The following is a 25229-nucleotide window of genomic DNA, read 5'->3' on the forward strand; positions in this document are numbered from 1 at the left end:
GTTACAGCACCTCGTGGCAGGTACGGGCGATCACGTCGAGCTGCTGTTCTCTGGTCAGATTGATAAATTTAACGGCATATCCGGAAACACGGATGGTGAAGTTGGCATATTCCGGTTTCTCCGGGTGTTCCATCGCGTCTTTCAGTTTTTCGATTCCAAAGACATTTACATTTAAATGATGCGCGCCCTGATCAAAATATCCGTCCAGGACGTGAACCAGGTTGTTTTTCCGTTCTGTCTCGGAGTGACCGAGCGCCCCCGGTGCAATCGTTTCTGTGTTGGAGATGCCGTCGAGCGCATATTCATATGGAAGCTTTGCGACCGAGTTTAAAGAAGCGAGCAGACCGTTCTGCTCTGCGCCGTAGGAAGGAGTTGCGCCCGGGGCAAACGGGGTGAATGCCGGCCGTCCGTCCGGAAGTGCGCCGGTTGCCCTGCCATATACAACATTGGAGGTGATCGTGAGGATCGAGGTGGTTGCCTCGGAATTCCGGTAGGTGTGGTATTTTTTTACTTTATGTAAAAAGGTTTTTAACAGCCATACGGCAATCTCATCGGCGCGGTCGTCATCATTTCCGTAGCGTGGGAAATCGCCTTCTGTCTCAAACTTGCGGGCGATGCCGTATTCATCACGGATGACCTTCACTTTTGCATACCGGATCGCGGAGAGAGAATCGACCACGTGGGAGAAACCGGCGATTCCGGTGGCAAAGGTACGCCGGACATCCGTGTCGATCAACGCCATCTCAGCGGACTCATAGTAATATTTATCGTGCATATAGTGAATCAAATTGAGGATATTCACATAAATGCCCGCCAGCCAGTCCAGCATCTGATCGTATTTATGCATGACTTCCTGATAATCGAGGTATTCGGATGTGATCGGCGCATACGCCGGACCAACCTGCATCGGACGTCCGTCTTTGGTAGTGTATTTCTCGTCTCTGCCTCCGTTGATGGCATAGAGAAGGCATTTGGCAAGATTGGCACGGGCGCCGAACAGCTGTATTTCCTTGCCTGTCTGGGTGGCGGAGACGCAGCAGCAGATGCTGTAGTCGTCCCCCCAGATCGGACGCATGACATCGTCGTTTTCATACTGGATCGAGGATGTGTTGATGGAGATTTTGGCAGCATATTTCTTAAATGCCTCTGGCAGGCGGGAAGAGTAAAGAACGGTCAGGTTTGGTTCCGGGGACGGTCCCATATTTTCCAGCGTATGTAAAAAGCGGAAATCGTTTTTCGTTACCATCGGACGCCCGTCTTGTCCCAGACCGGCAACCTCCAGCGTCGCCCAGACCGGATCGCCGGAGAAAAGTTGGTTGTAGGATGGGATCCGGGCAAATTTTACCATGCGGAATTTCATTGTCATATGGTCGATTAATTCCTGCGCCTCGGCTTCGGTCAGTGTTTGTTCGGTTAAATCCCGGTTGATGTAGATATCAAGGAAGGTGGAAATGCGTCCGACACTCATGGCGGCACCGTTCTGGGTCTTAACGGCAGCGAGGTAACCGAAGTAGAGCCACTGGACGGCTTCTTTGGCATTGGAAGCCGGACGGGAGATATCAAAACCATAGATGGCAGCCATCTCCTGAATGCCCTTTAGAGCGCGGATCTGCTCGGCGATCTCTTCCCGCTGGCGGATGATGTCATCAAACATGGCGCCATTTCCACAGCGTTCCAGATCCTTTTTCTTTTCCTGAATTAGGAAATCGATTCCGTACAGGGCGATCCGGCGGTAGTCGCCTACGATCCGGCCGCGTCCATAGGTATCCGGAAGCCCGGTGACGATATGGCAGTGGCGGGCGGTTTTCATTTCCGGGGTATATGCATCGAAGACGGCCTGGTTGTGGGTTTTATGGTATTCGGTAAAGATTTTATGAAATTTTGGATTGACATGGTAGCCGTAGATTTCGGCGGCTTCCTCCGCCATCTTGATTCCGCCGAACGGCATAAAAGCCCGCTTGAGTGGTTTGTCGGTCTGAAGTCCGACGATGCGTTCCAGATCTTTAAGCTCCGGATCGATATATCCCGGACCATAGGCGGTCAGGCTGGATACGATTTCAGTTTCGCATTCGAGCACACCGCCCTTTTCGTGCTCTTCCTTCTGAAGCTTTTGAAGGCGTTCCCAGAGCAGATGAGTGGCACTGGTCGGGGCAGCGAGAAAGCTTTCATCGCCATCATATTGCGTATAGTTGTTCTGGATGAAATCGCGGACGTTCACTTCGCCGGTCCATTTGGAGCCCAGAAAACCTCTCCAGGCCGTTTGAAAGATAGGTGTGTTTTGGAATGTTTGATACATAGCAGACATGTGTTTCCCTCCTGGTTGAAAAATTTCGATCCCAGCAGAGACAGTGAGAGTGAAAAAAAGTAAAAAAAATACCCACGGTCTGTGCTGTGACGCCCAGACGGTCGGCAATTTCCAGTCATACTTCATGTGGTTGATCCACTTATCCGTCAGTTGTATGACTGCTATGTTTAAGATATATCAGAACCGAAGAGGAATGTCAAGCTATATTTTGGGGAAGAGGTAACGGTTCAAATCCGTAGCTGTTCACAGTAACAAAAAGAGTGCCGGAAAGAGTGGACATTTGGCAAATGACTTGATAAAATGAGTGAAGTTTTAGGGTAGATAGGAATGAAAAAGGGATAAAAAGTTGCTGGGCACGATGCTTGAACAGTAATGATGAAACCTGAATTTGACAGAAATGACAGAAGAGAGGAAGGAAATGCTGGAAAAATTTTGTGTCGGGCTGGTGCGGATTTTGTTGGGAGGAATTCTTTTTTTCCTGACACTGCTCAGCGCGGTTGTGACCTGCCGGGTCTATGGAGGTTCTGAGATTGTACAGTATGGAAGGGACAGTCTGTTTCTGCACCTGTTTTTTGGTGCGGGAGTGATTGGACTGACGGTGTTTTACAGGCGGAGAAAGGAACGAAAGTGCCGGAAGAACCAGTGGCTTCTTTTAGCGGCTGCTGCTTATCTTTTTTGGATTCTCCTTGTCCCGTCCTGGGGCGGTTCTGACTCCCATCAGTGTATGGCGTCTGCGCAGGGACTTCTGCAGGGCGATTTCAGCGCCTGGGAGCCGGTGGCGTATTCATATGGGACAGCGGAAGGACCGCTTGGGTATGCGTACACTTATCCGTCTCAGAATGGGCTGATTCTCTATATGGCAGTGCTGGCATTTTTCTTTGGAGATGCGGCGTATGTAGTTTTCCAGATTTTAAATATCGGATTTTTTATTCTGGGAATCGTGAGCCTGCAGCGGATGACGGTCCGGGGAAACGAAAGGTGCAGCTTGCTTTTGTGGATGGCGTGCTGTCTGCCATTTTCTTTCTATATCCTCTTTGTGTACGGCACGATGCCAGGATTTGGACTTTCGTGTCTGGCGATGGAACGTCTGGTGCGGTATGTGGAAGAGGGGCGGGGAAGAGACTTCTGGATTGGCGCGGCAGCAGTAGCGGCGGCGGTGATCCTCAAGTCGAATTATGAGATTGTGCTGGTGGCGCTGTTTTTGTATCTGGCATCCTCGGGAGTCTTTCGAAGGAAAGCACGCCTGCTGGTGGCAGCGGTGCTTCTGATTACAGCGTATGTGATTGGAAACCGGGGGATTCAGACAGGAATTTCTTCCGTGACCGGACGCACGGTATCGGACGGTGCGCCGATGATTGCCTGGGTGCAGATGGGACTGGAGGAGAGCAAACGTGGACCGGGCTGGTACAATGGCTATCAGGTAAAACTCTTTCAGAAGGCAGATGGGGATGCGGATCTGGCGGCCGCATGGGCGCAGGCAGATTTGCGGAAAACGATTTCAGATATGGCAGAGGAACCGGCGAAAGCCGCAGATTTCTTTGTTCGGAAGATCGAGTCAATCTGGGCGGAACCGACCTTTCAGAGTCTCTGGATCCAGGAGGTGGGAAATACCTCCTGGGCGGAGGGAACCCCGCCATGGGAGCTTTTCAAGGAAGAAGGGGGTCTGAACCGGCTCTATGTTTTTGCGGCGAATCTGGTGCAGACGTTTGTGTATGCGATGGCATGTGTATGGGTGATTGTCGGGATGAGTGCCAAAGGAAGCCGAAGTAAGCATGTCCTGATGAAGCGAACATGGGAAAAGAGGATAGAAGCAGAAAAGGCAGAAAAAACTGTGAAAGCTGTGAAAAAACAGGGAATGGAAATGGTCTGGGAGAGGCAGGAACGTGGAGAACCGGACAGATGGGGGATGCTGCTTCCGGGAATCGTGTTTATTGGGGGATTCCTGTTCCATCTGGTCTGGGAGGCGAAGGGGCAGTATTCGGTGGTGTATTTTATGCTGCTGCTGCCGTATGCGTATCTGGGGATGGAAAGAGTGGCGGATGTGTTTTTAGACGTGACAGGTGCCGGGAAAGAATGATGCTTTGAGATAAAAAAGATACTGGGAACAGCCTGAAATAAGCCGTTTTCAGTATCTTTTTTATGGTTTAAAAGAGCTATGATTTCTAAAAATCCATTAAAAATTGCAATGATAAATCCGCTCCGCCGCCTGATAGAACACGGTTTCCCAGTATTTTTCCGGAATCAGCCGTTTCGTAATTTCAATGTAATCTTCATAGTTGGCGAGCGGCCAGTCGGTGCCGAACATGAGCTTATCATAGTCGCGGATGTAGGCAAGCCAGGTTTTCAGGGTGCTGATATACCCGCTCTGCTCTTCCAGAAACTCCGGAATGTCAAATTTGCCCTCTAAAAGCCCAGAGAGGTCGGCGGCGACATTTTCATTTTTCTCGACAACGGCGGCGGCATCCATCAGCCACGGGTTGCCGAAGTGGCACATGACGAACTGGACATCCGGATGGCGGACGGCGGCTTCATCGAGGGTCAGCGGATGGCTGTATTTGATGAATGCTTTGGAACCGGCGGTCTGTCCGGTGTGGATGGCAACCGGCTTTTTATACGCCTTGGCGAGGTCGTAGATCGGTTCGAAGCGCTCGTCGGTAACGTAGATGGAATCATATCCCGGATAGAGTTTGATGCCGACGCAGGTATTCCGTTTTAAGTTTTCTTCGACAAGATCGCATGTCTTCTGAATCTTTTCCGGCGTCAGTTTTCGTGCTTCGACGCCGACGCAATAGCGCAGAAAATCCGGGTATGTGTGATTATCCGGGTGAACGCCGCGGTTTCCCATGACGATGCCGCCGACGATATTATATTTCTGAAAGCATTCCCGCAGATGCTCTTCATTATTGATATGACCGGCTTCGATGGCAATCTCATCGAAATGCGGGTAACCGGGACAAAAGTGCAAATGTGAATCAATGATTTTCATAATGATAACAGGCGCCTGTATCAAAAACCTTTTGGAAAAAGAACGGCGCTGTCCTCCTTTCTGCTGTGATGTATGTCTGGAAGTTTTGAGAAAATCCGGTGCAACAAAACTTCGGGTGTATATAAATAAGAAATGCAGTGACAGTCCGGCAGGTTCATAGAGCATGCAGCAACTGTATGAAATCAACTGTTAGTGTAGTCCCAAATGGGGTGGATGTCAAATTTTTCTCCATCTGTTTGACATCCACACTATGATCTGGTATAGTGATAGCTATGCGTATTGCAAAGGGGCAAACTGCCTCTTTCTTTTTTTGTAAATATTCCGGAAGAATGAAAAAAAGATAACTAATATGATATATGAAATGTATCTCCGGAATGTGCAGACCGTTAATCAGACAATGAAAGGAATAGAATGGAAACAATCAGATTTGAAGATTTAGAGTTAGATGCAAAGATCATGCGCGCGATCACCGATATGGGATTCGAGGCGGCTTCTCCGATTCAGGGCCAGGCGATTCCGCTGGAACTGCAGGGACTGGATATCATCGGACAGGCACAGACCGGTACCGGTAAGACGGCTGCGTTTGGTATTCCGCTGTTACAGAAGATCGATCCGAAGAATAAGAAGCCGCAGGCGATCATTCTCTGCCCGACCCGTGAACTTGCCATCCAGGTATCTGAGGAGATCCGCCGCCTGGCAAAATACATGCACGGTGTCAAGGTTCTGCCGATCTACGGCGGACAGGAGATCGGACGTCAGATCCGTTCCCTCAAGGATGGTGTGCAGGTTATCATCGGTACGCCGGGGCGTGTGATGGATCACATGCGCCGCAAAACCGTCAAGATGGATCAGATCCACACGGTTGTTCTTGACGAGGCGGACGAGATGCTGAACATGGGCTTTTTAGAGGATATGGAAACCATCTTAAGCGCACTGCCGGAGGAGAGACAGACGCTGATGTTCTCAGCGACGATGCCGCAGGCGATTCAGCGGATCGCGGCGAACTTCCAGAAAGATCCGCAGATTGTGCGCGTGGTCAAGAAAGAGCTGACCGTTCCGAAGGTAACCCAGTATTATTATGAAGTAAAACCGAAGAACAAGCTGGAGGTTATGTGCCGTCTGCTGGATCTCTATGATCCGAAGCTTTCAGTGGTATTTTGCAACACGAAAAAGCAGGTCGATGAGCTGGTACAGGGCTTACAGGGACGCGGCTATTTTGCAGAAGGGCTTCACGGCGATTTGAAACAGGAGCAGCGTGACCGTGTCATGCGTGCATTCCGTACCGGACGGACGGACATTCTGGTGGCAACCGATGTGGCAGCCCGCGGTATCGACGTCGATGATGTTGAGGCGGTATTCAACTATGATGTACCGCAGGATGACGAGTATTATGTACATCGCATCGGACGTACCGGCCGTGCCGGACGCGAGGGCAAGGCGTTTAACCTCGTAGTTGGCAAAGAGGTTTACAAGCTGCGCGAGATCCAGCGCTATTGCAAGACCCGCATCATTCCGCAGGCGATTCCGTCTCTGGACGATGTGACCTCCATCAAGGCAGATAAGATTCTCGACCAGGTGGGCGAGGTGCTGCAGGACAGCGATCTGAGCAAGGTGATCGATATTGTAGAAAAACGTGTGCTGGAAGAGGACTACACGACGCTCGATCTGGCAGCAGCGCTGCTCAAAATGATGATGGGCGAAGAGGGCGAGGAGCTCTTAGAGGAGAACCGCCCGCTGCGTGAGCTGGAGGATCTCGAGGATGAGAGCCGCCGCAGCCGTGGTGGAAGAAACGGCAGAGGAAGCCGTGGCAGAAATGAGGACGTAGCGCGTCTCTTCATCAACATCGGAAAGAACCAGGGCATCCGTCCGGGCGATATCCTCGGTGCGATCGCCGGAGAATCCGGCATGCCGGGACGTATGGTCGGAAGTATCGATATGTTCGATAATTACACATTCGTCGAGGTGCCGAGAGAGCATGCGGACGTTGTACTGCAGGCGATGCGCGGTGCGAAGATCAAGGGCAAGAACGTGCATATGGAGAAGGCGAACCGGAAATAAATAGAATGAAAATAAATAGAAGAAAATAAAGATTGATTTTTGAATGGAAATAGCATATACTATAGAAAAGTAAAGAAATTTACTTGATAAGTGCTCTGCTACTTTGAGTGCAGGCCGTTAATTTAAGTGCTTCGCTGCTTTGAATGCGAGCCATTAATTTAAGTGCTTCGCTGCTTTGAATGCGATTCGTTAATTTTCAGGGAGATAATTTGGTTATCTCCCTGTTTTTCTATATGCGGAGGATAAACGTGGACTTTTACCGTATTGATGAGAAGTACTGTAAATTTTTACAGGAATATGAGAAAGAAAAAAGAGGACTGACAAAGGTTCCGAATATTCGATATACAGATCGAAATAAATTTGCATTTGGAGCAGTTATGCAAATTCATAATATAAATTATTATGTATCGGTTTCGTCTTTTGACAAAAAACAAGAGGCAAATATTTTGATTCGAGTACCAGGAGATAAAAAAGAAATTAAAGGTTCTCTTCGTTTTAATTATATGATTCCGGTTCCGGAAGAATGTATTGAAAAATTGATTATCCGGGAAGTTGAAGATGAAAAGTATCAGCAATTGTTGGATAAAGAGTATCAATTTTGTAAAAAGAATGCATTGCAGATTCAGAAGAAAGCAAAAAAAATTTATGAGATGGTAATATCGAACCGAAAACAAGTGCTTACGGACAATAGTTGTGCGTTCCTTGTTTTGGAGTCGGGATATAGAGAGTACGTTGATAGGTATCTAAAAGAATTATAAACAAGAAAATATCAAAATTTGCATTATGTAAAAAGGCATCTTTGAGGCGTTTTGTTTCTCTCAAAGATGTCTTTCCTTTTTGTTCTTGCAAATCGAACTCGAAAAAGAAAATATGTAACAAAAATGTAAGAAAAATTAAATTGAAAGAATATAATTGATATAATACAATGATTGTACCACAATAGAGGGCGCTGTGAAAGGCAGGAAGATTAAATCTGGTAGGACTTTTACCTCAAAAGGGGGTATGTATATGAAACGAATATATTATATCTTCTTCGTTTTAACCATGTGTTTTCTGTCTGCCTGTTCTGTTCGTGAAAAAAGCCGGATCGTGAGATTACGCAGGTGATGGAAAGATTCAGAGCATTGGGGAAATAGAAGATGGGATGCTGTGGAAGATGCAGTGAGAGGAAGCGGGAAATGAAAATCTGCGGAAAGGAGCTGTCATGAAAGCATATACGATATCGAATGGTTTTCGTCAGGGAAGAGAAGCGGCGTTTGGGGCGCTGTTGATGGAGTTGTGCATTGGCGGTGAAAGGATTGCCTCTTTTTTAGGAATACGAACCTGGTATGAATCCGTGGGAACATTTCGGATCATCCTTTGTATTTTGATTTTTGTATATTTTTATATTCTAAAAAAACCGAGGCTTTTGGATACGCCGGAATGGTACGAACTGGTGAAAAAAGATAAGGTAATTTACGTGATGTGGATGATCAATATGGTTGTGCTTGTCAGTGGGATAGGAACGTAACAAAAAGGTGTAAATTAAAACTGCGCCAATTCATTTTAATTTAGATTCCTAACGAAATCATAATTAAAATGAATTGGCGCAGTTTCTGTTATTTACAGCGCACTCTTACAGCTCCGCTGTAATAAAAATATCATAAATCGCTTTCACAGCCGCCTCGAAATCTGCGTTCTTCACGCCGATGATGATGTTGAGTTCACTGGAACCCTGGTCGATCATCTTGACGTTGATGCGGGCATGTGCCAGGGCGGAGAAGATGCGTCCGGCAGTGCCGCGGGTGGACTTCATGCCGCGTCCTACGACGGCGATGAGTGCTAAATCGGACTCAAGCTCGATGGAATCCGGCTGTACCGCGCGGTGGATGTTGGAGATAACGAACTGTTCATGCTGTTCGAATTCGGACTGGTGTACGAAGATGGTCATCGTATCGATTCCGGACGGCATATGCTCGAAGGAAATACCGCAGTCCTCGAAGACACCCAGAACTTTTCTCCCAAACCCAATTTCGGAGTTCATCATCGCTTTCTCGATGGTAACAGAGCAGAAACCAGTCTTTCCGGCGATACCGGTGATGGTGTATTTCGGCTTCCGGCAGGTATTCTCGACGATGAGTGTACCCGGATCCTCCGGCTTGTTGGTGTTGCGGATGTTGATCGGGATGCCCTCGCGGCGTACCGGGAAGATGGCATCCTCATGAAGGACGCTGGCACCCATGTAAGCCAGTTCACGCAGTTCTTTGTAGGTGATGGTCTCGATCGGAACCGGATTTTCCACGATGCGCGGGTCGGTTACCAGGAAACCGGATACATCGGTCCAGTTCTCGTAGAGGTCTGCGTGAATCGCGCGGGCTACGATGGAGCCAGTGATATCCGAACCACCGCGGGAGAAGGTGTGGATCGTGCCGTCCGGATTGGAGCCGTAGAAGCCCGGGATAACGGCGCGCTCAGTGTGCGCGAGGCGTTCGGACAGCTCTTCATTGGTTTTTTCGGACAGGAATGTACCATTCTCGTCAAAGAAGATTACCTCGGCTGCATCGATGAACTCATAGCCCAGGTAATGGGACATGATGATACCGTTTAAATACTCACCGCGGGAAGCTGCGTAATCGCTGCCTTTTTTTGCGATAAAGTTTTCCTCGATGGTCTTGAACTCATAATCGAGGTTTAAATTCAACTCCAGACCGTCGATGATCTGCTCATAGCGCTCTTTGATGGCGGAGAGAAGCTTGCCGTAGCTTGCGCCGGTGGAAGCTGCCTCGTAGCAGGCATAGAGCATATCGGTTACTTTGGTGTCATTTTTGTTGCGTTTGCCCGGAGCAGACGGTACAACGTAGCGTCTGGATTTATCAGCACGGATAATATCTCCGACTTTTTTGAACTGTTTTGCGCTGGCGAGGGAACTTCCGCCAAACTTTACTACTTTCTTCATGATGTTCTTTGTTCCTTCCTAAAGTAAATATTGGGTTAATTCAGTTTCTGGATCTTCGGAAAATACTGGAACAGTACCTTGGCAACCAGTTTGTCGCGCTTGACGTATTTGTGCATCCAGCGGCGGGCGTCGTTGGAATAGTTCCGGTTGTCGCCCAGCATGAAATAGCAGCCATCCGGCACTTCGTAGTGCTGCGGTTCCTCCGGTTCCATCGGTTCATGCAGATACGGCTCGTCGAGCGGTGTATCGGAATCATTTAAGTATACCTTGCCGTCCACGATGTCGATCGTGTCGCCCGGCATACCGATGATACGTTTGACATAGTACGTTTTGATGCCTTTCGCTTCATCATCCGGATAAATGAAAATGGCGATGTCACCCCGCTGCGGAGCTCCGAATTTGTAGCTTAACCGTGAGCCGATGACGCGGTCGCCAGCCATGATGGTCGTTTCCATCGAGCTGGTCGGGACTTCGCTGTTGGCGATGATGAAATGGTTGACGCAGAATGCGATAATAGCGGCGGCAACCAGGACCTGAATCCAGCTTATGACCTCGTCCTTGAGATTGAAGCCTTCCTTGCGGCTCTTGCCCTTCTTGGATTTTGCAGCATTTCCGGTACCTGAAGCGTTGTCGTTCTCTTCGGGCGTATCTTCCGAATCGTGTTCCGAAGAGTTCTGGCCCGGCTGGTTGATGCCGATTTTTCCGGCGCGGAGTTCATCGAGCATCTCATCCAGTTCCTGCTCGGAACGCCCGGAGAAATGGCTTCGGGACGAAATATGGTCTCTATCTTGATCTTCCATATATATCTCCTCTCTCTGCTGTTGCTGTCTGTGTGACGTTATCTTATGGCACTTTCAGTTCCAAAGGTGTCTGCTACGGCAGTAACGTTTGTGCAACGCATGAGCAGTAATAGGCTACTGTAATATGGTAACCTTCTGCCATAATAGTGTATATGAGATGCCTTGATTTATCAAGTTTTTTCACGAAATTTCGGGAAAATTCATAAATGTTTTGAAGTGTATGATTGTATTATTGGGCGCGGGATGCTAAAATGAAGCTAAAACCAAAAACCACAAAGGAACGCAAGGGGGCGTATGTATGGATAAAACATTATACGATCTGATGGACTGGGCTGGAATTGAAGAAATTGTCTATTCGGAAGCGGCAAACCCGCACCGGATGCTGGGAGCCCATATGACGCCGGAGGGAATGCTGGTACAGGCGTTTATTCCGACGGCGCGCGATATTACGGTCAAACTTTCGGCAACCGGCAAGCAATACCAGATGGAGATGGCGGACGAGACTGGCTTTTTTGCGGCGCTGATTCCGCGCAAGACTCTGGCGGATTATACCCTCCTTGTGTTTTATGATAATGGTACGTTAAGCGAGATACACGATCCGTATTCCTTTGCACCGCAGTTTACGGAATCGGATTTGAAGAAATTCGAGGCGGGCGTCCACTACAGCATTTATAATAAGATGGGCGCGCATCCGATGACGGTCAAAGGTGTGAGCGGCGTCTATTTTGCAGTCTGGGCGCCGGAAGCGATGCGCGTGAGTGTCGTCGGTGATTTCAACCTGTGGGATGGCAGACGCAGCCAGATGCGGCGGTTGGGAGATTCGGGCGTGTTTGAGATTTTTATCCCGGAGCTAAAAAAGGGCGCTGTTTATAAATATGAAATTAAGTTCAAGAACGGCGACCCGGCGCTGAAGGCGGATCCGTATGCGAACTATGCGGAACTTAGACCGAACACGGCATCCATCGTCTGGGATCTGGACGAATATAAATGGAACGATCAGGACTGGATGAAGAAACGGGCGGCGCTCGACACGAAGACGGCGCCGATGTCGATCTATGAGGTACATCTCGGTTCCTGGATGCGAAAACCGACCGAGGTGGATAAGAGAGGACGCGAGATTGTCGGATCGGAGTTTTACAATTACCGTGAGATCGCGGTCAAGCTGGCGGAATATGTGAAGGAAATGGGGTATACCCATGTGGAACTTCTGCCGGTCATGGAACATCCGCTGGATGCTTCGTGGGGCTATCAGGTGACGGGATATTACGCACCGACCAGCCGCTTCGGCACACCGGATGATTTCATGTATTTTATGGATTACCTGCACGGACAGGGGATTGGCGTTATTCTTGACTGGGTTCCGGCACATTTCCCGCGTGATGCATGGGGCATGGCGCAGTTTGACGGAAGCTGCCTCTATGAGCACAAGGATCCGAGACAGGGGGCGCATCCGCACTGGGGTACGCTGATCTACAACTACGGCAGACCGGGGGTTTCAAACTTCCTGATTGCGAATGCGATGTTCTGGGCGGACCGCTATCACGCGGACGGCATCCGGTTTGATGCGGTGGCGTCGATGCTGTATCTGGATTATGGCAAGAATCCGGGTGAATGGATTGCCAATATGTACGGCGGTCATGAGAATCTGGAGGCGGTCGAGTTCTTAAAGCATCTGAACTCTGTCTTCAGGGGACGCAAGGACGGCGCGATTCTGATTGCCGAGGAATCGACGGCATGGCCGAAGGTTACCGGTGACGTGAAGAACGGCGGTCTTGGCTTTGATTATAAATGGAACATGGGCTGGATGAACGATTTTCTGGGCTATATGGAGCAGGATCCATATTTCCGGTGCCACCACTACAATGAGCTGACCTTCAGCATGATTTACGCCTACAGTGAAAATTTCGTCCTCGTCTTCTCACACGACGAGGTGGTTCACGGAAAAGGTTCCCTGGTCAATAAGATGCCGGGACAGACGTTTGAGGACAAGTTTGCGAACCTGCGGGCGGCATACGGTTTTATGATGGGACATCCGGGCAAGAAACTCCTCTTCATGGGACAGGATTTCGCCCAGATGGATGAGTGGAATGAGAATGCATCGATCGAGTGGGAACTGCTGCAGTATCCGATCCACAGCCAGATGAAGGAGTATGTGAAGGAGTTAAATCACCTTTATACCAGCCATCCGGCACTCTATCAGAAAGATTATCAGACGGAAGGCTTCGAGTGGATCAACTGCATGGATGCAGCGGACAATATCATTGCATTTCTCCGGCGCGGCGCGGATGAGACACTGCTCTTTGTCTGCAACTTTGCCCCGCAGCTGCATGAGAAGCTGACGGTCGGCGTACCGTTTAAGGGAAAATACAAAGAGATTTTCAACAGCGATGCGGAGAAATTCGGCGGAAGCGGAAAGGTCAATCCGCGTATGAAGTCCTCGAAGGCAGAGGAATGTGATGGAAAGGAAAATTCCATCACGATCCAGCTGGCGCCGCTTGGCATCAGCGTATTCAGCTGCACGCCGATGGAGCCGGAGAAGAAAGAAAAACCGGCGAAGACGAAAAAGACGACCCACAGTACTAAGAGTGTAAAAGAAAAGGCTGAAACCGATCTCCAGAGCATGATGGCGGATGCAGCGGCGGCATTCAATGGAAAAGCAGGGGGGACAGCTGCTGCGGCAGCAGAACGCTTGGCGGGTATTTCAGATAAGCTGGCAGAGGCGAAGGCGGGGCTTTCCTCCAAGATTATCAGTCTGTCCTCGATTGCGAGACGACAGGCGGGATTGGAAGAAGGTCTGGATAAAAAGGTGGGAAAAGAGTAAGTACAGGAAGGAATGAAATAGATGGCAACAGCGGCAGAGCTGACAGGCGAGGAGATCGCGGCGGTAGCAGAGTCACTATCGGATCCGGCAAATTTGAACGTGGATACGATGGCTGCGATCATGCACCGGATTGGCCCGGGGCTTATGGCATTGGGACAGAAGGTACTGGTGGCGATCATCATTTTCCTGATTGGACGTAAGATCATCTCGATGATCGAGAAGATGCTGTCCCGCTCGATGGAGCATGCCGGTATGGATGTGGGTGTGACTCGTTTCCTGCGGGCGCTGACCCAGTTTGTGATGAATGTATTCCTGCTTTTTATGATTGCAGGGCAGCTTGGCATGGACAGCGCCTCGATTGTGGCGGTTCTTGGCGCGGCAGGTCTTGCGCTGAGTTTGGCGCTCCAGCAGAGCCTTGGAAACTTTGCGGGCGGACTCTTGATTTTAATTATGAAACCGTTCCGGGTGGGTGATTATATCATTTCCCCGTCCGGGGAAGGAAAGGTTTCGATGGTCGGGCTGGTTTACACGACTATCCTGACAACCGATAATAAAACAATCACCATTCCGAATGGCACCCTTTCAAACTCAACCGTGACCAACGTGACGGCGATGGACAAGCGGATGCTGGAACTCAAGGTCGGTATCGCCTATGAGGCAGATATCCGGACGGCAAAGGCAGTGTTAGAGCGCGTTTACCGGGAACATCCGATGGTGAAGAAGGACGAGGACATCAAGGTATTTGTGGACAGCCTGGGCGACAGCAGCGTGGTGCTTGGCATCCGGGGCTGGGTAGAGACATCCGATTACTGGCAGACGAGATGGGACATTCTGGAACGGATCAAGCTGTCATTTGACGAGGCGGGCATCGAAATTCCATACAACAAGATGGATGTACATTTAAAACAGTAGCAATCGTTTAAACAGTATAAGCAATATAGACAGAGGAACAACCATGATTGACAGAGCGGCAAAATTCGCAGAACAGGCGCATAAGGGCACACATCGGAAGGGAACCAGAATTCCGTATATCGTTCATCCGCTGGAGACGGCGCTGATTGCGTCGATGCTGACGAACGATGAGGAGATACTGGCAGCGGCACTTCTGCATGATACGATCGAGGACACGGGTGTGACCTACGAGGATTTGAAACAGGAGTTTGGCACCCGGGTTGCGGATCTGGTCGCGGCGGAGAGCGAGGATAAGTCCAAAACCTGGATTGAGCGCAAGGGGCACACGCTGGAACATCTGAAAACAGCGAGCCCGGCGGAGAAGATCCTGACGATGGCGGACAAGCTGAGCAATATCCGCAGCATGGCGCGTGACTATCTGTTGGTCGGGGAGGAGCTCTGGCAGCGGTTTAATATGAAGGACAAAGAGAAACAGGCGTGGTATTACACGTCGATGATAGACCTTTTGAAGGATTTGAATGAGACGCCGGAATATCAGGAATATGTGCGTCTCTGCGGCAAGGTATTTGGCGGGATCGCAGGGTGTTGTAGTTTACAAAAAATATGAACGGCAGCATAAAAACAACATAGGATGACAATGAGAAACTGCAGCAGCCAATCAGAAAGAATGGCTGTCGGAGAAGAGAAGGACGATAGGTTCTGGAATTTTGCGGAAACGGAAAGGTCATTCAGTTCAGTAAAAGGGGAAGAGACATGATTTTAAAAGATATTTGGATGGATGTAAAAGCGGTTCAGGAGCGAGATCCGGCTGCGAGAAATGCATTGGAGGTACTACTTTTATATCAGGGCGTACATGCCCTGATATGGCACCGGGTGGCGCACTGGTTTTATGCGCACCATATGTTTTTCATTGCGCGCCTGATTTCACAGGTGGCACGTTTCTTTACATTGATTGAGATTCATCCGGGTGCACAGCTCGGACACGGTATTCTGATTGACCACGGCTGCGGCGTTGTCATCGGTGAGACGGCGGTGGTCGGCGACAACTGTACGATTTACCAGGGTGTGACGCTGGGCGGTGTCGGAACACAGAAGGGTAAACGTCATCCGACGCTGGGAAATAATGTGACGGTTGGTTCCGGCGCAAAGATTCTCGGTTCTTTCGAGGTCGGTGATAACTGTTCCGTAGCGGCAAATGCGGTTCTGCTCCGCCCGCTCGAGGAAAATACCACGGCTGTCGGCATTCCGGCGCGTCCGGTCAAGAAGGACGGCGTGGCGCTGCCGAAGAAGCAGAAGATGATCATCGGCGAGGACGATCAGCGTATTTTAGAGCAGATCGACGCGCTCCGGAAAGAGCTTCAGGAACTTAGAGAAGAGTCGGCAAACCTGCGGAAGGAACTGGAGGCAGTGCGGGCAGGACAGGAGAAAGTCTGACACAAAATTATTCATAACGCCCCTTTCGGCTGCATAAATTTCTTTGAGAGAAATGCGTGCGGTTTGGAAAGGGGCGTTTTTTATGATAGAGCTGATCAAAAAAGAGATACATATGAACCGGCAGAGGGGGACGGCGGTGTCGCAGCTGACGCTGGATGATGATTTTATTGTGCCGGATGCGCTGGATGATGCGGTGCAGATACTGCTGTCAGACGGGGAGGTTCAGATAGAAAATTCACGGATTCAGGGGGAAAAGGTGCTGATCCGGGGAAAGCTTGTGTTCCGGGTGCTGTATCGCCGGGAGTCGGGCGGGCTGCAGGCGATGGGCGGGGAGATCCCATTTGAGGAAACGGTCAATGTGCCGGAGCTTTCGGAGCGCGACTATACGCAGATCGTATGGAATATCGAAGATTTGAATATTACCATGATTCATTCGCGCAAGCTGAGCGCCAAAGCGGTGCTGACGCTTACGGTGCGGGCGGAAAGCCGCGTCGATGCGCAGGCTGCCGCGGACGTCGAGACGGATGATGCGGGGCTGCAAGTCCTGAAGAGAAGCGTTCCGGCAGCGACGCTTGCAGTGCGGCGCAAAGATATCTACCGGGTCCGGGAGGAAGTAAGCGTATCGGCAAATAAGCCGAATATTGAGACGATTCTCTGGCAGGAGATGCGTCTTCGGGATGTTTCGGTGCGCCCGTTGGATGGAAAACTGCATCTGGACGGTGAATTGTCGGTGTTCCTGATTTACAGCGGCGAGGGTGAGCACACGCCGGTTCAGTGGTTGGAGGAGAGTATTCCGTTTTCTGGTGAAGTGGAACTCTCGGAGGCGGTGGAGGAGATGATCCCGGCGGTCGGGGTCCGGATTCTTCATGCAGAGGCGGACAAAAAGCCGGACAGTGATGGGGAGATGCGCGAAGTGGAAGTGGAGGCGGTGCTGGAGCTGGACATCCGCCTTTATAAAGAAGAATCAGTGGAACTTTTAAGCGATCTCTATTCGACCGGCTGCGAGGTCGTGAGCGAGCAGGGGGAGGTGTGCTTTGACCGGCTTTTGACGCGCAACAGCTGCAAAATGCGGGTGGGCGGAAGCGTTTCTTTTCAGAAACCGGAGCGAATTTTGCAGATTTGCCACAGCAGTGGGATTGTCCGGCTGGATGAGAGCCGCCCGTCAGAAAACGGTCTGGCGATCGAGGGAGTGCTGGAAGTCAGTCTCCTGTATCTGACGGATGATGACGCGGCGCCGGTCGGGGCAATTTCTGAGGTTCTGCCATTTTCCGGCACGGTCGAGGCGGAGGGGATCCGGGAAGACTGCGTCTGGCAGTTGAATCTGGGGCTGGAACAGCTCGGCGCGGTGATGCTGGGCGGCGGTGAGGCGGAGGTCAAGGCGCAGCTCACGGTGGAACTGCTTGTATTCCAGCCGATGCAGGAAGAGGTGGTTACATCCGTGCAGACACAGCCGTTCGATTTAAAGCGCTGGGAGCAGCAGCCAGGGATTGTGGGTTATATTGTGCAGCCGGGGGATTCTCTGTGGAAAATTGCAAAAAAATTCCACACGACGGTGGATCAGGTGCGGGAAATGAATGAAATCGACGGGGAGGAAGCCGGTGCAGGGGCGCGGCTGCTTCTGATCAAAGAGGTAACGGCGGGTAACTGTTCATAGGTAGGAATTTTAGAGAGAAAAAATCGTTTCTGTTCACGGGTGGGCACTTTTGGGACCGAAAGTGCCGTAAGAAAACGTGGTGGCAGCAGGAATTTGCCGTATTGAAATTCGAAGCCACGGCAAATTCCGTTACTGGACACGTATGCGTGTACAGTAACAAAAAATCCAGCCGGAATGGTTGCATTTGGGGGAAAACTTTATATACTATTATTATAACTGTTCAATATCTTCACAGTTACAAGCAAAAATCCATGCAGATTTGACTTTGACAAAGGATTTTTGCCTTGTAAGCCAGGAAAACGCATCCGGCCGGTGCTTGATGATAGATCCGGGGAAGGAGTTTCCCGAACCGGGCGGTGCCCGTGCATTGCAAGGCGCGGCGCCGTTTACATAGGGCGTCCGGATGCGTTTTCCTGTGTACTGAGAAATTTTTGTCGGGAGTGCGAACCATAAAGGCAGGATGGGCATGAATTATACATATCTTTTGCGCTGCGCGGACGGAACCTTGTACTGCGGGTGGACGAACCATCTGGCAGCGCGGGTGGCGGCGCACAATGCCGGGAAAGGTGCAAAATACACGAAAACCCGCCGTCCGGTAGTGCTGGCATACTATGAAGAATATGCGACGCGCAGCGAGGCGATGCGCCGGGAGGCAGCGATCAAGAAACTGACCAAAAAGGAAAAAGAGGCGATGGCAGCGCTGGGACGAACGGAGCTTCCGGTGGATGACGAGACGTAAATATATCGCGCCGGGGCAGATTATGTACGAAGAATTGGTACAAACAATAGCGGTAAAGGCAAGAAACAGCAGTGAAAATAGAAATTGAAAGATAGAGAGAAAACAGGAGCGGATAGGTACAGTGAGAAAAAGTAGAAGAAACAAAGGATGTATAGTGATGGCAACAGCCCTTCTGACAGCGCTGCTTGGCGGCTGTTCGTTTCTATCGAAGGAGGCAGACGCGACGGAGGTTTCCAGCGAGGCGGAAACGGAAAGTCCGGGTGCCACACAGGAGTCGGAGACTGAGACAACTGAGACAGAGGAGACACAGGAGAGCCATGAGGCTGCCGAAGACGAAGAAAGCGGGGAAGAGGAAACCGAGGACCATTTCGTGGAAAAGAAGATCGTGGTGGCAACGGATATGCACTATTTTGCCGAGAAACTGGCAGGAAACCGCTGTGATTCCTTTGTCGGAATGGCGAGGGGCGGAGATGGGCGCGTGCTGGAGTACGGCTGGGAGGTCATGGACGCCTTTCTCGATGATATGAAGGAGGAAGATCCAGACCTCCTGATTCTGAGCGGAGATTTGACGCTGGACGGAGAGAAAGCGAGCCATGAGGAACTGGCAGAACTTCTGGAAGGACTCAGCGAGGCGGGAATTGAGGTCGCGGTTATACCGGGAAACCACGATATCAATAACCCGGATGCCCGCCGCTATACGGCGGATGGAACGGAAAAGGTGGAGTCCATCACAGCGGATGAGTTCCGGGATATTTATGCTGATTTTGGCTATGTAGCGGCGGACAGCCGGGATCCGGCATCGCTGAGTTATCTTTATAAGATAGACAGTGCAAACTGGGTGCTGATGCTGGATTCCTGTCAGTATGAACCGAAAAATGAGGTCGGCGGCATGATCCGCCGGGAAACGTATGAGTGGATGGAGCCGATTCTGGAAGAGGCGGAGCGGGAAGGCGCCCGCGTGATATCCGTCAGCCATCATAACCTGCTGGATGAGAGCGGAGTGAGCCGGTCCTTTTATGACAACTGTACGATCGAGCACAACGAGGAACTGGTGCGGATGCTGTCGGATCATGGCGTGCGCCTGCACTTGAGCGGACATCTGCATATACAGCATTATAAGGAAGACGAGGACACGGGCATCTATGAGATTGTGACGGGTTCCATGGTGATGGCTCCGTGCCATTACGGGATTGTCCGCATCTGGAACGACGGGACCTACCAGTATGATGCGAAATCAGTCGATGTGGACGGCTGGGCGATACGCCACTCGTACCATAACCGCGATCTGGCAGATTTTACGGCTTATTCGGAGTCGATCCTGCGTCGGGCGGCAATCCGCGATGCAATTCGGGATCTGAATCGCCATATTGAGGATCGCCATGCATTTTTTACGGACGAGAAGAAACGGGAAATGGCTTCGTACTACGCGGATCTTTGCGTGAATTATTATGAAGGACGGATGTATCAGATCGAGGAAGCCGCAAAGGAAAATCCGGTGCTGGAAGATTGGAACAAGATCGGCTATGTCAGCGAACTGAGCGATTTTCTGCAGAATATCCTGGAGGACGAGGCGAAGGACTACGGGCATCTGAAGATTCCGAGCGTACATTAAATAAAAATGGAGGTACCAGGAGGCATGGGAGAGACAAAAAAACAGCGTTCGCCGCTGACAACGCTCTGCTACATTGAAAAAGACGATTCATATCTGATGCTGCACCGCATTAAGAAGAAACAGGATGTGAATGAAGGAAAATGGATTGGCGTCGGCGGACATTTTGAGGAGAATGAAAGCCCGGAGAACTGCCTGCTGCGCGAAGTGAAGGAGGAGACAGGGCTGACTCTGACTTCCTGGCGCTTCCGCGGAATCGTGACGTTTATCGCGAAAGGCTGGCCGACGGAATATATGTGCCTGTACACGGCGGATGGATTTGAGGGAACGCTTCGCGAATGTGACGAGGGCGAGCTTGCCTGGGTGGCGAAAAAGGATGTGCCGGCTCTGCGGCTCTGGGACGGCGATCGGATCTTTTTGAAGCTTCTGATTGAAAGGGATACGTTTTTTTCGTTGAAATTGTCATATGATGGGGACGAGCTGATAGAAGCTGAGCTGGACGGGGGAAAAATTACATACAAATAAGCACGCAACTGCGGGTTGGTTGGGGAACGAGGGTTCTGCAGTGCGTGCTCATGAGGAATAATCAATATATGGGAACCGATTTTGGGGAAAATCGGGGTGGTTGGCTATGCCAGAAAGATAAGAAGATGAATTATTTTCTCTTGTTCCTTATCTTTAACTTGATTATATATCATTCATCGTATATAATCAAATATAAATAAGAAAATAATTATTATAAATTTTTTGTTATAGAATCATAAGTGGACAAAAGTGCCGGAGACCCTGTAGATAAAGGGGAAAGAATGGAACGGAATGAGAATGTTCACGGGCGGGAGGTTTCGGGATGAAATATCCCGCAGGATGCAGCGATGAGAAAAAGCAGGGTACATAGGAGGAAACATGTTCGACGGAAAAGAGTATGTATACGCGGTCTACGAGGAAAAGAGTTTTTCGAAGGCGGCGCAGAAACTGTATATTACGCAGCCGGCGTTAAGCACGGCGATCAAGAAGGTGGAGAAAAAGATAGGAACTCCGATTTTTGACCGGAGCACCTCTCCGATCGGACTGACGCCGGGCGGTGAAGTTTATATCGACGCGATCGAAAAGCTGTTTGCGCTGGAACAGAACACGCTCAATCAACTGAATAACTTAAATGGGCTTCTGGCGGGCAAGCTGTCGGTTGGCGGAACGATCTTTTTTACCTCGTTTGTACTTCCGGGCGTGTTGAGCGAGTTTTCCCATCGGTATCCGCAGATCAAGATTGATCTGCAGGAGGGCACGACCACACAGCTGACCGATAAGCTGGTTGCCGAGGAACTGGATCTTCTGATCGATAACTCGGAACTGGATGACAAAAATTATGAAAAGTATTATTATAGCACGGAGAGAATTATTCTGGCTGTTCCGAAGAGTTTTCCGATCAATGAGGAGCTGACCCAGTATCAGCTTACCGCGGAAGATATCCGGGCAGGACGCCACAGTCAGGCGGAGTTTCCGGTACTGCCGCTGCCGCTCTTAAAGAGTACTCCGTTTATCTTCGTCAAAGAGGAAAACAGCATTTACAAGCGCAGCATGAAGATGTGCAGCCGCCAGAATTATTCGCCGAATATTATCATGAAACCGGACCAGGTTGTCTCTGCGTTCAACATGGCAGGACGGGGCGTGGGCGCGACCTTCATCCCGGATGGCCTGATCGTCAATCTTCCATATGAAGTGCCGCTGTGCTTTTACAAGATGAATGAAGAGCTGGCGGTCCGTTACGTTTATTTGTACAAGAAGAGAAATAAGTACCTCACGAAGGCGATGGAGGAGTTTATCCGCGTGGCAGTCGGCGACGAGGCGTTCCAGAAGGTACGGGAGCAACGGGAGAAAGAGAATCAGGAGAAGAAAGGTTCGGATAAGAAGGGGGATAAATAATGCGAAGAGGAGAACGTGCGATTGAGTCGAAAGACGGGCAGAAAGCCATTTTGGAACACTGCCGGGTGTGCAGTCTCGCCTTTTCCGGGGATGAATACCCGTATGTGATCCCGTTAAATTATGGTTTTGTGTGGAACGAAGACCAGGAGACGCCGGTGCTGTATTTCCACGGCGCTCCGGTGGGAACGAAGATTGAGCATATGGAGCGCGACAACCGGGTGGCATTCTGTGTGCAGAATGAAAAAGAGATAAAGATTCTGGAACCGGCATGCAGAAGCACGATGATTTATGAGAGTGTCTGCGGCACTGGACGGTTATCCCGTGTGGCTGATCCTGGGGAGAAAGGAGAGGCACTGACAAGGATCATGCAGCAGTATGACCCGGAGGGCGGACCGTATGAGTTTGCTCCGGAGGTGGCGGCGAGAACCACCGTCCTCTGCCTGCGTGTGGAAACTCTGACAGGTAAGAGCAATGCGCCGAAACCGGAGCAGCCATGAAACAGTTAAGACAGATATCAATTCTGGTGCGGGGGGCACAGCTTCTGCTGCTGGTCCTCGCACTTTTTCTGGTTGTATGGCTGGTGCCGGATGCAGGGAAAAAGCATGCATCCGGGACGGAAGCTTCGGAAGCTGAGACAGATGGCGGCGATGTGGCGGAGAATGAAAAAAATGGAGCCGCCGGGAATCTGAAGGAGGATGAATCATCCGTCGGGGAAGTGATACAGGATGATGCAGATGAGAACGCTTCGGATGGAGAAACGGCTTTAAAGCGCCGGACTTCCCGGAAACAGCTGTATAAAAGAAAAAAAGAGCCCCAGAAGGCACAGGAAGAGACAGTTTATATGCCGCCGACCATCTGGCTGGCGACGGATCTTCACTATCAGTCCCCGCAGATGACAGATTTCCAGTCGGCGTTTGATACCTATACGATGGGAAATGATGGGACGATCGTGCCGTATCTGGATGAGATCACGGAGGCATTTCTGGAGGAGGTGCGGACGGCGCATCCATCGGCACTGGTTTTGAGCGGAGATCTCTCCCAGAATGGTGAGAAAGCAAACCATGAAGCGCTTGCAGAGAAGCTAGAGCGGGTGCAGGCAGCGGGAATTCCGGTGCTGGTGATTCCGGGCAACCATGATATTAACCATCCGTGGGCGGCAACGTATTTTGATGATCAGGTATCTCCGGCAGAGGGAACAAGTTCGGAAGAGTTTTACCAGATTTACCATAAGTTTGGCTATGATCAGGCGGTGTCCCGGGCTTCGGATTCGCTGAGTTATGTTTACCGCCTGGATGAAAAATATTGGCTGATGATGCTGGACAGCTGCATGTGTGAACCGGTCCATGAGACGGGCGGAAAGCTAAGCGAAGAGACGGTTGCGTGGATGAAAACACAGCTGGAGGAGGCGAAAAAACAGGGTGTGACGGTCATTCCGGTTTCACACCACAATCTGCTGGATGAGAGTACACTCTATCCGGAGGAATGCACGATTGAAAATACGAAAGAAGTGACCGCGCTTCTGGAAGCATATGGAGTTCCGGTGTATTTGAGCGGGCATCTGCATTTGCAGAGAATCAAGAAGCATACGTCAAATCTGAACACACCGGGCGGATATGGAATCCGGGAGATAGTGACTTCTCCGCTTCCAATGGCGCCGTGCCAGTACAGTATCCTAAACTGGCAGGCGGATGGCAGTCTGTCCTACCATACAAAAAAGGTAGACATAGCAGGCTGGGCGCAGCGCTACGGGGAAGAAGACGAGAATCTTCTCAATTTTGATGCTTATGCGGATCAGTTTCTGGTAGATGTGATTTCGAAACAGGCGTTTAAGGCGCTGCAGTCGGCATCAAAGGATATCAAAGAAGAGATGGCAAGGCTCTATGCCGATATGAACCGTGATTATTGTTCGGGCACGAAGATTGATGTGGCAAAGATCAGAAAAAGCGAGGCATATCAGTACTGGATCCGTTATAGCGGCAATGATTTCTGGCTGGCAAGGCTGCAGGCGATCCTGCACGATGCCCGGACGGACAACACGGTGCTGGAGCTGAAAGCGGGCGTGGATTTCCCGCTGCCGGGGGAGACGATAGAAAACCCGGAGAATGCAGAAAATGAGGAAACTGCCGGAGCAGATGCGGGCAGTCCGGCAGAGGAGATACAGAAAAAGGAGGAATCATATGGACTACGAGGGAATTGTATACAGACCGCCGAGTGAGGCGCGCAGCCTGATCATTCAGGTGACGATCGGATGTGCACACAACACCTGCGGCTTTTGCAATATGTATAAAGAAAAGAAGTTCCGGATCCGGAGCCTGGCAGAGATTCTGGCAGATTTGACGGAGGTTTCGCACAATCCGTATGCGCCGTATATCGAGAAGGTATTTTTGGCGGACGGCGATGCGCTGGTTATGAAAACAGAGGATCTTCTGGTGATTCTGGATGCGATCCACCGCCTGTATCCGGGCGTGAAGCGGGTGGCTTCCTACGGAACGGCACAGGATATTTTGCGGAAATCGGAAGAAGAGCTGATCCGCCTGCGCGAGGCGGGACTCGGAATCGTCTATGTGGGCGCGGAATCCGGCGACAATGAGATTTTAAAATATATCAATAAAGGCGTGATGGCGGAACAGACCATTGAGGCAGGGCAGAAGCTGAAACGCTGCGGCATCGCGACCTCAGTGACGCTGATTTCGGGGCTTGGCGGACGCAGCAAGGTGGAGGAACATGCCTTGTCCTGTGCGAAGCTCATCACGGCGATGAACCCGGAGTACGCATCCTTCCTGACGCTGCGCCTGTACGAGGGCACGCCGATGTATGCAGATGTCGTGGAAGGGCGGTTCCAGCGGATAACCCCGGATGAAATTGTGGATGAAATGGAAATTTTCCTGAAAAATGTGGATTCTCCGGGCACTGTATTCCGGACGAACCATGCGTCGAACTACGTGATTCTGGCGGGAACCTTAAACGGGGATATCCCGGCCATGCTTAAAAAACTGGAGGAGGCAAAGAGAACGCATCATTACCGGAAATTCCGGGAGACCGGCGATCTCTTATAA

General features: G+C 50.6%; 20 protein-coding genes and 1 riboswitch. Of the genes, 16 read left to right on the plus strand and 4 right to left on the minus strand.

Annotation, left to right across the window (positions count from 1 at the left end):
• Window position 1: 1 nt before the first annotated feature.
• Window positions 2-2305, minus strand: coding sequence for a formate C-acetyltransferase (gene pflB / locus PUQ60_RS00900; protein ID WP_273378955.1), 2304 nt, complete (start codon window positions 2303-2305; stop codon window positions 2-4).
• An 84-nt stretch (window positions 2306-2389) separates the two neighbouring features.
• Window positions 2390-2469: riboswitch (ZMP/ZTP riboswitch) on the minus strand.
• Between the two features lie 254 nt (window positions 2470-2723).
• On the opposite strand from pflB, the gene PUQ60_RS00905 reads away from it, so the two are divergent.
• Entirely contained in the window at window positions 2724-4382 is a 1659-nt protein-coding gene (locus tag PUQ60_RS00905) for a hypothetical protein (RefSeq protein WP_273378956.1), read from the plus strand.
• 96 nt (window positions 4383-4478) lie between these two features.
• On the opposite strand, the gene PUQ60_RS00910 is transcribed toward PUQ60_RS00905, so the two are convergent.
• Entirely contained in the window at window positions 4479-5291 is an 813-nt protein-coding gene (locus tag PUQ60_RS00910) for an amidohydrolase family protein (RefSeq protein WP_022359467.1), read from the minus strand.
• Window positions 5292-5702: 411 nt separating this feature from the next.
• On the opposite strand from PUQ60_RS00910, the gene PUQ60_RS00915 reads away from it, so the two are divergent.
• The 3 genes from PUQ60_RS00915 (at window position 5703) to PUQ60_RS00925 (ending at window position 8859) form a co-directional block, all read left to right on the plus strand.
• On the plus strand, window positions 5703-7349 hold the full coding sequence (locus tag PUQ60_RS00915) for a DEAD/DEAH box helicase (protein WP_117796518.1): 1647 nt from the start codon (window positions 5703-5705) through the stop codon (window positions 7347-7349).
• A gap of 248 nt (window positions 7350-7597) precedes the next feature.
• The gene (locus tag PUQ60_RS00920; protein ID WP_273378962.1) at window positions 7598-8107 is read left to right on the plus strand and encodes a type III toxin-antitoxin system ToxN/AbiQ family toxin; all 510 of its coding nucleotides are present in this window, start codon (window positions 7598-7600) and stop codon (window positions 8105-8107) included.
• A 446-nt stretch (window positions 8108-8553) separates the two neighbouring features.
• A complete protein-coding gene (locus PUQ60_RS00925) occupies window positions 8554-8859 on the plus strand; it encodes a hypothetical protein (protein ID WP_273378964.1) in 306 nt (101 codons plus the stop codon).
• A gap of 105 nt (window positions 8860-8964) precedes the next feature.
• Here the strand turns inward: PUQ60_RS00925 and PUQ60_RS00930 are convergent, their stop codons facing one another.
• Window positions 8965-10284, minus strand: coding sequence for an aspartate kinase (locus PUQ60_RS00930; RefSeq protein ID WP_107000817.1), 1320 nt, complete (start codon window positions 10282-10284; stop codon window positions 8965-8967).
• Window positions 10285-10319: 35 nt separating this feature from the next.
• Window positions 10320-10832: a signal peptidase I gene (gene lepB / locus PUQ60_RS00935; protein WP_273379037.1), complete on the minus strand. Its 513-nt coding sequence runs from the start codon at window positions 10830-10832 to the stop codon at window positions 10320-10322.
• 550 nt (window positions 10833-11382) lie between these two features.
• Here lepB and glgB point away from each other — a divergent pair.
• From glgB to PUQ60_RS00995, 12 genes are all read left to right on the plus strand, one after another.
• Complete coding sequence (gene glgB / locus PUQ60_RS00940; protein ID WP_273378969.1) at window positions 11383-13905, plus strand: 1,4-alpha-glucan branching protein GlgB; 2523 nt, start codon at window positions 11383-11385, stop codon at window positions 13903-13905.
• 21 nt (window positions 13906-13926) lie between these two features.
• Complete coding sequence (locus tag PUQ60_RS00945; protein ID WP_273378971.1) at window positions 13927-14817, plus strand: mechanosensitive ion channel family protein; 891 nt, start codon at window positions 13927-13929, stop codon at window positions 14815-14817.
• A 43-nt stretch (window positions 14818-14860) separates the two neighbouring features.
• Window positions 14861-15424, plus strand: a complete 564-nt coding sequence (locus PUQ60_RS00950) for an HD domain-containing protein (RefSeq protein ID WP_273378974.1) — start codon at window positions 14861-14863, stop codon at window positions 15422-15424.
• Between the two features lie 146 nt (window positions 15425-15570).
• Window positions 15571-16251: a serine O-acetyltransferase gene (gene cysE, locus PUQ60_RS00955; RefSeq protein WP_273378976.1), complete on the plus strand. Its 681-nt coding sequence runs from the start codon at window positions 15571-15573 to the stop codon at window positions 16249-16251.
• A gap of 82 nt (window positions 16252-16333) precedes the next feature.
• Entirely contained in the window at window positions 16334-17905 is a 1572-nt protein-coding gene (locus PUQ60_RS00960; protein ID WP_022359458.1) for an SPOCS domain-containing protein, read from the plus strand.
• 466 nt (window positions 17906-18371) lie between these two features.
• Window positions 18372-18644 carry a GIY-YIG nuclease family protein gene (locus tag PUQ60_RS00965; protein ID WP_022359457.1) on the plus strand — a complete coding sequence of 91 codons (273 nt, stop codon included), beginning with the start codon at window positions 18372-18374 and terminating at the stop codon, window positions 18642-18644.
• A gap of 157 nt (window positions 18645-18801) precedes the next feature.
• Window positions 18802-20256, plus strand: a complete 1455-nt coding sequence (locus PUQ60_RS00970; protein ID WP_273378981.1) for a metallophosphoesterase — start codon at window positions 18802-18804, stop codon at window positions 20254-20256.
• Window positions 20257-20280: 24 nt separating this feature from the next.
• Entirely contained in the window at window positions 20281-20778 is a 498-nt protein-coding gene (locus PUQ60_RS00975) for an 8-oxo-dGTP diphosphatase (protein ID WP_273378983.1), read from the plus strand.
• 378 nt (window positions 20779-21156) lie between these two features.
• Window positions 21157-22173 (plus strand): LysR family transcriptional regulator, encoded by a 1017-nt coding sequence (locus PUQ60_RS00980; RefSeq protein WP_022359453.1) that lies wholly within the window; start codon window positions 21157-21159, stop codon window positions 22171-22173.
• Window positions 22173-22670 carry a pyridoxamine 5'-phosphate oxidase family protein gene (locus PUQ60_RS00985; RefSeq protein WP_022359452.1) on the plus strand — a complete coding sequence of 166 codons (498 nt, stop codon included), beginning with the start codon at window positions 22173-22175 and terminating at the stop codon, window positions 22668-22670. Before PUQ60_RS00980 ends, PUQ60_RS00985 begins: the two co-directional genes overlap by 1 nt.
• Complete coding sequence (locus PUQ60_RS00990; protein ID WP_273378986.1) at window positions 22667-24388, plus strand: metallophosphoesterase; 1722 nt, start codon at window positions 22667-22669, stop codon at window positions 24386-24388. Before PUQ60_RS00985 ends, PUQ60_RS00990 begins: the two co-directional genes overlap by 4 nt.
• A complete protein-coding gene (locus PUQ60_RS00995; protein ID WP_273378988.1) occupies window positions 24351-25229 on the plus strand; it encodes a radical SAM protein in 879 nt (292 codons plus the stop codon). Before PUQ60_RS00990 ends, PUQ60_RS00995 begins: the two co-directional genes overlap by 38 nt.

The sequence above is a fragment of the Clostridium sp. AF02-29 genome, from assembly GCF_934835585.1.
Lineage (GTDB): Bacteria > Bacillota > Clostridia > Lachnospirales > Lachnospiraceae > Otoolea > Otoolea fessa.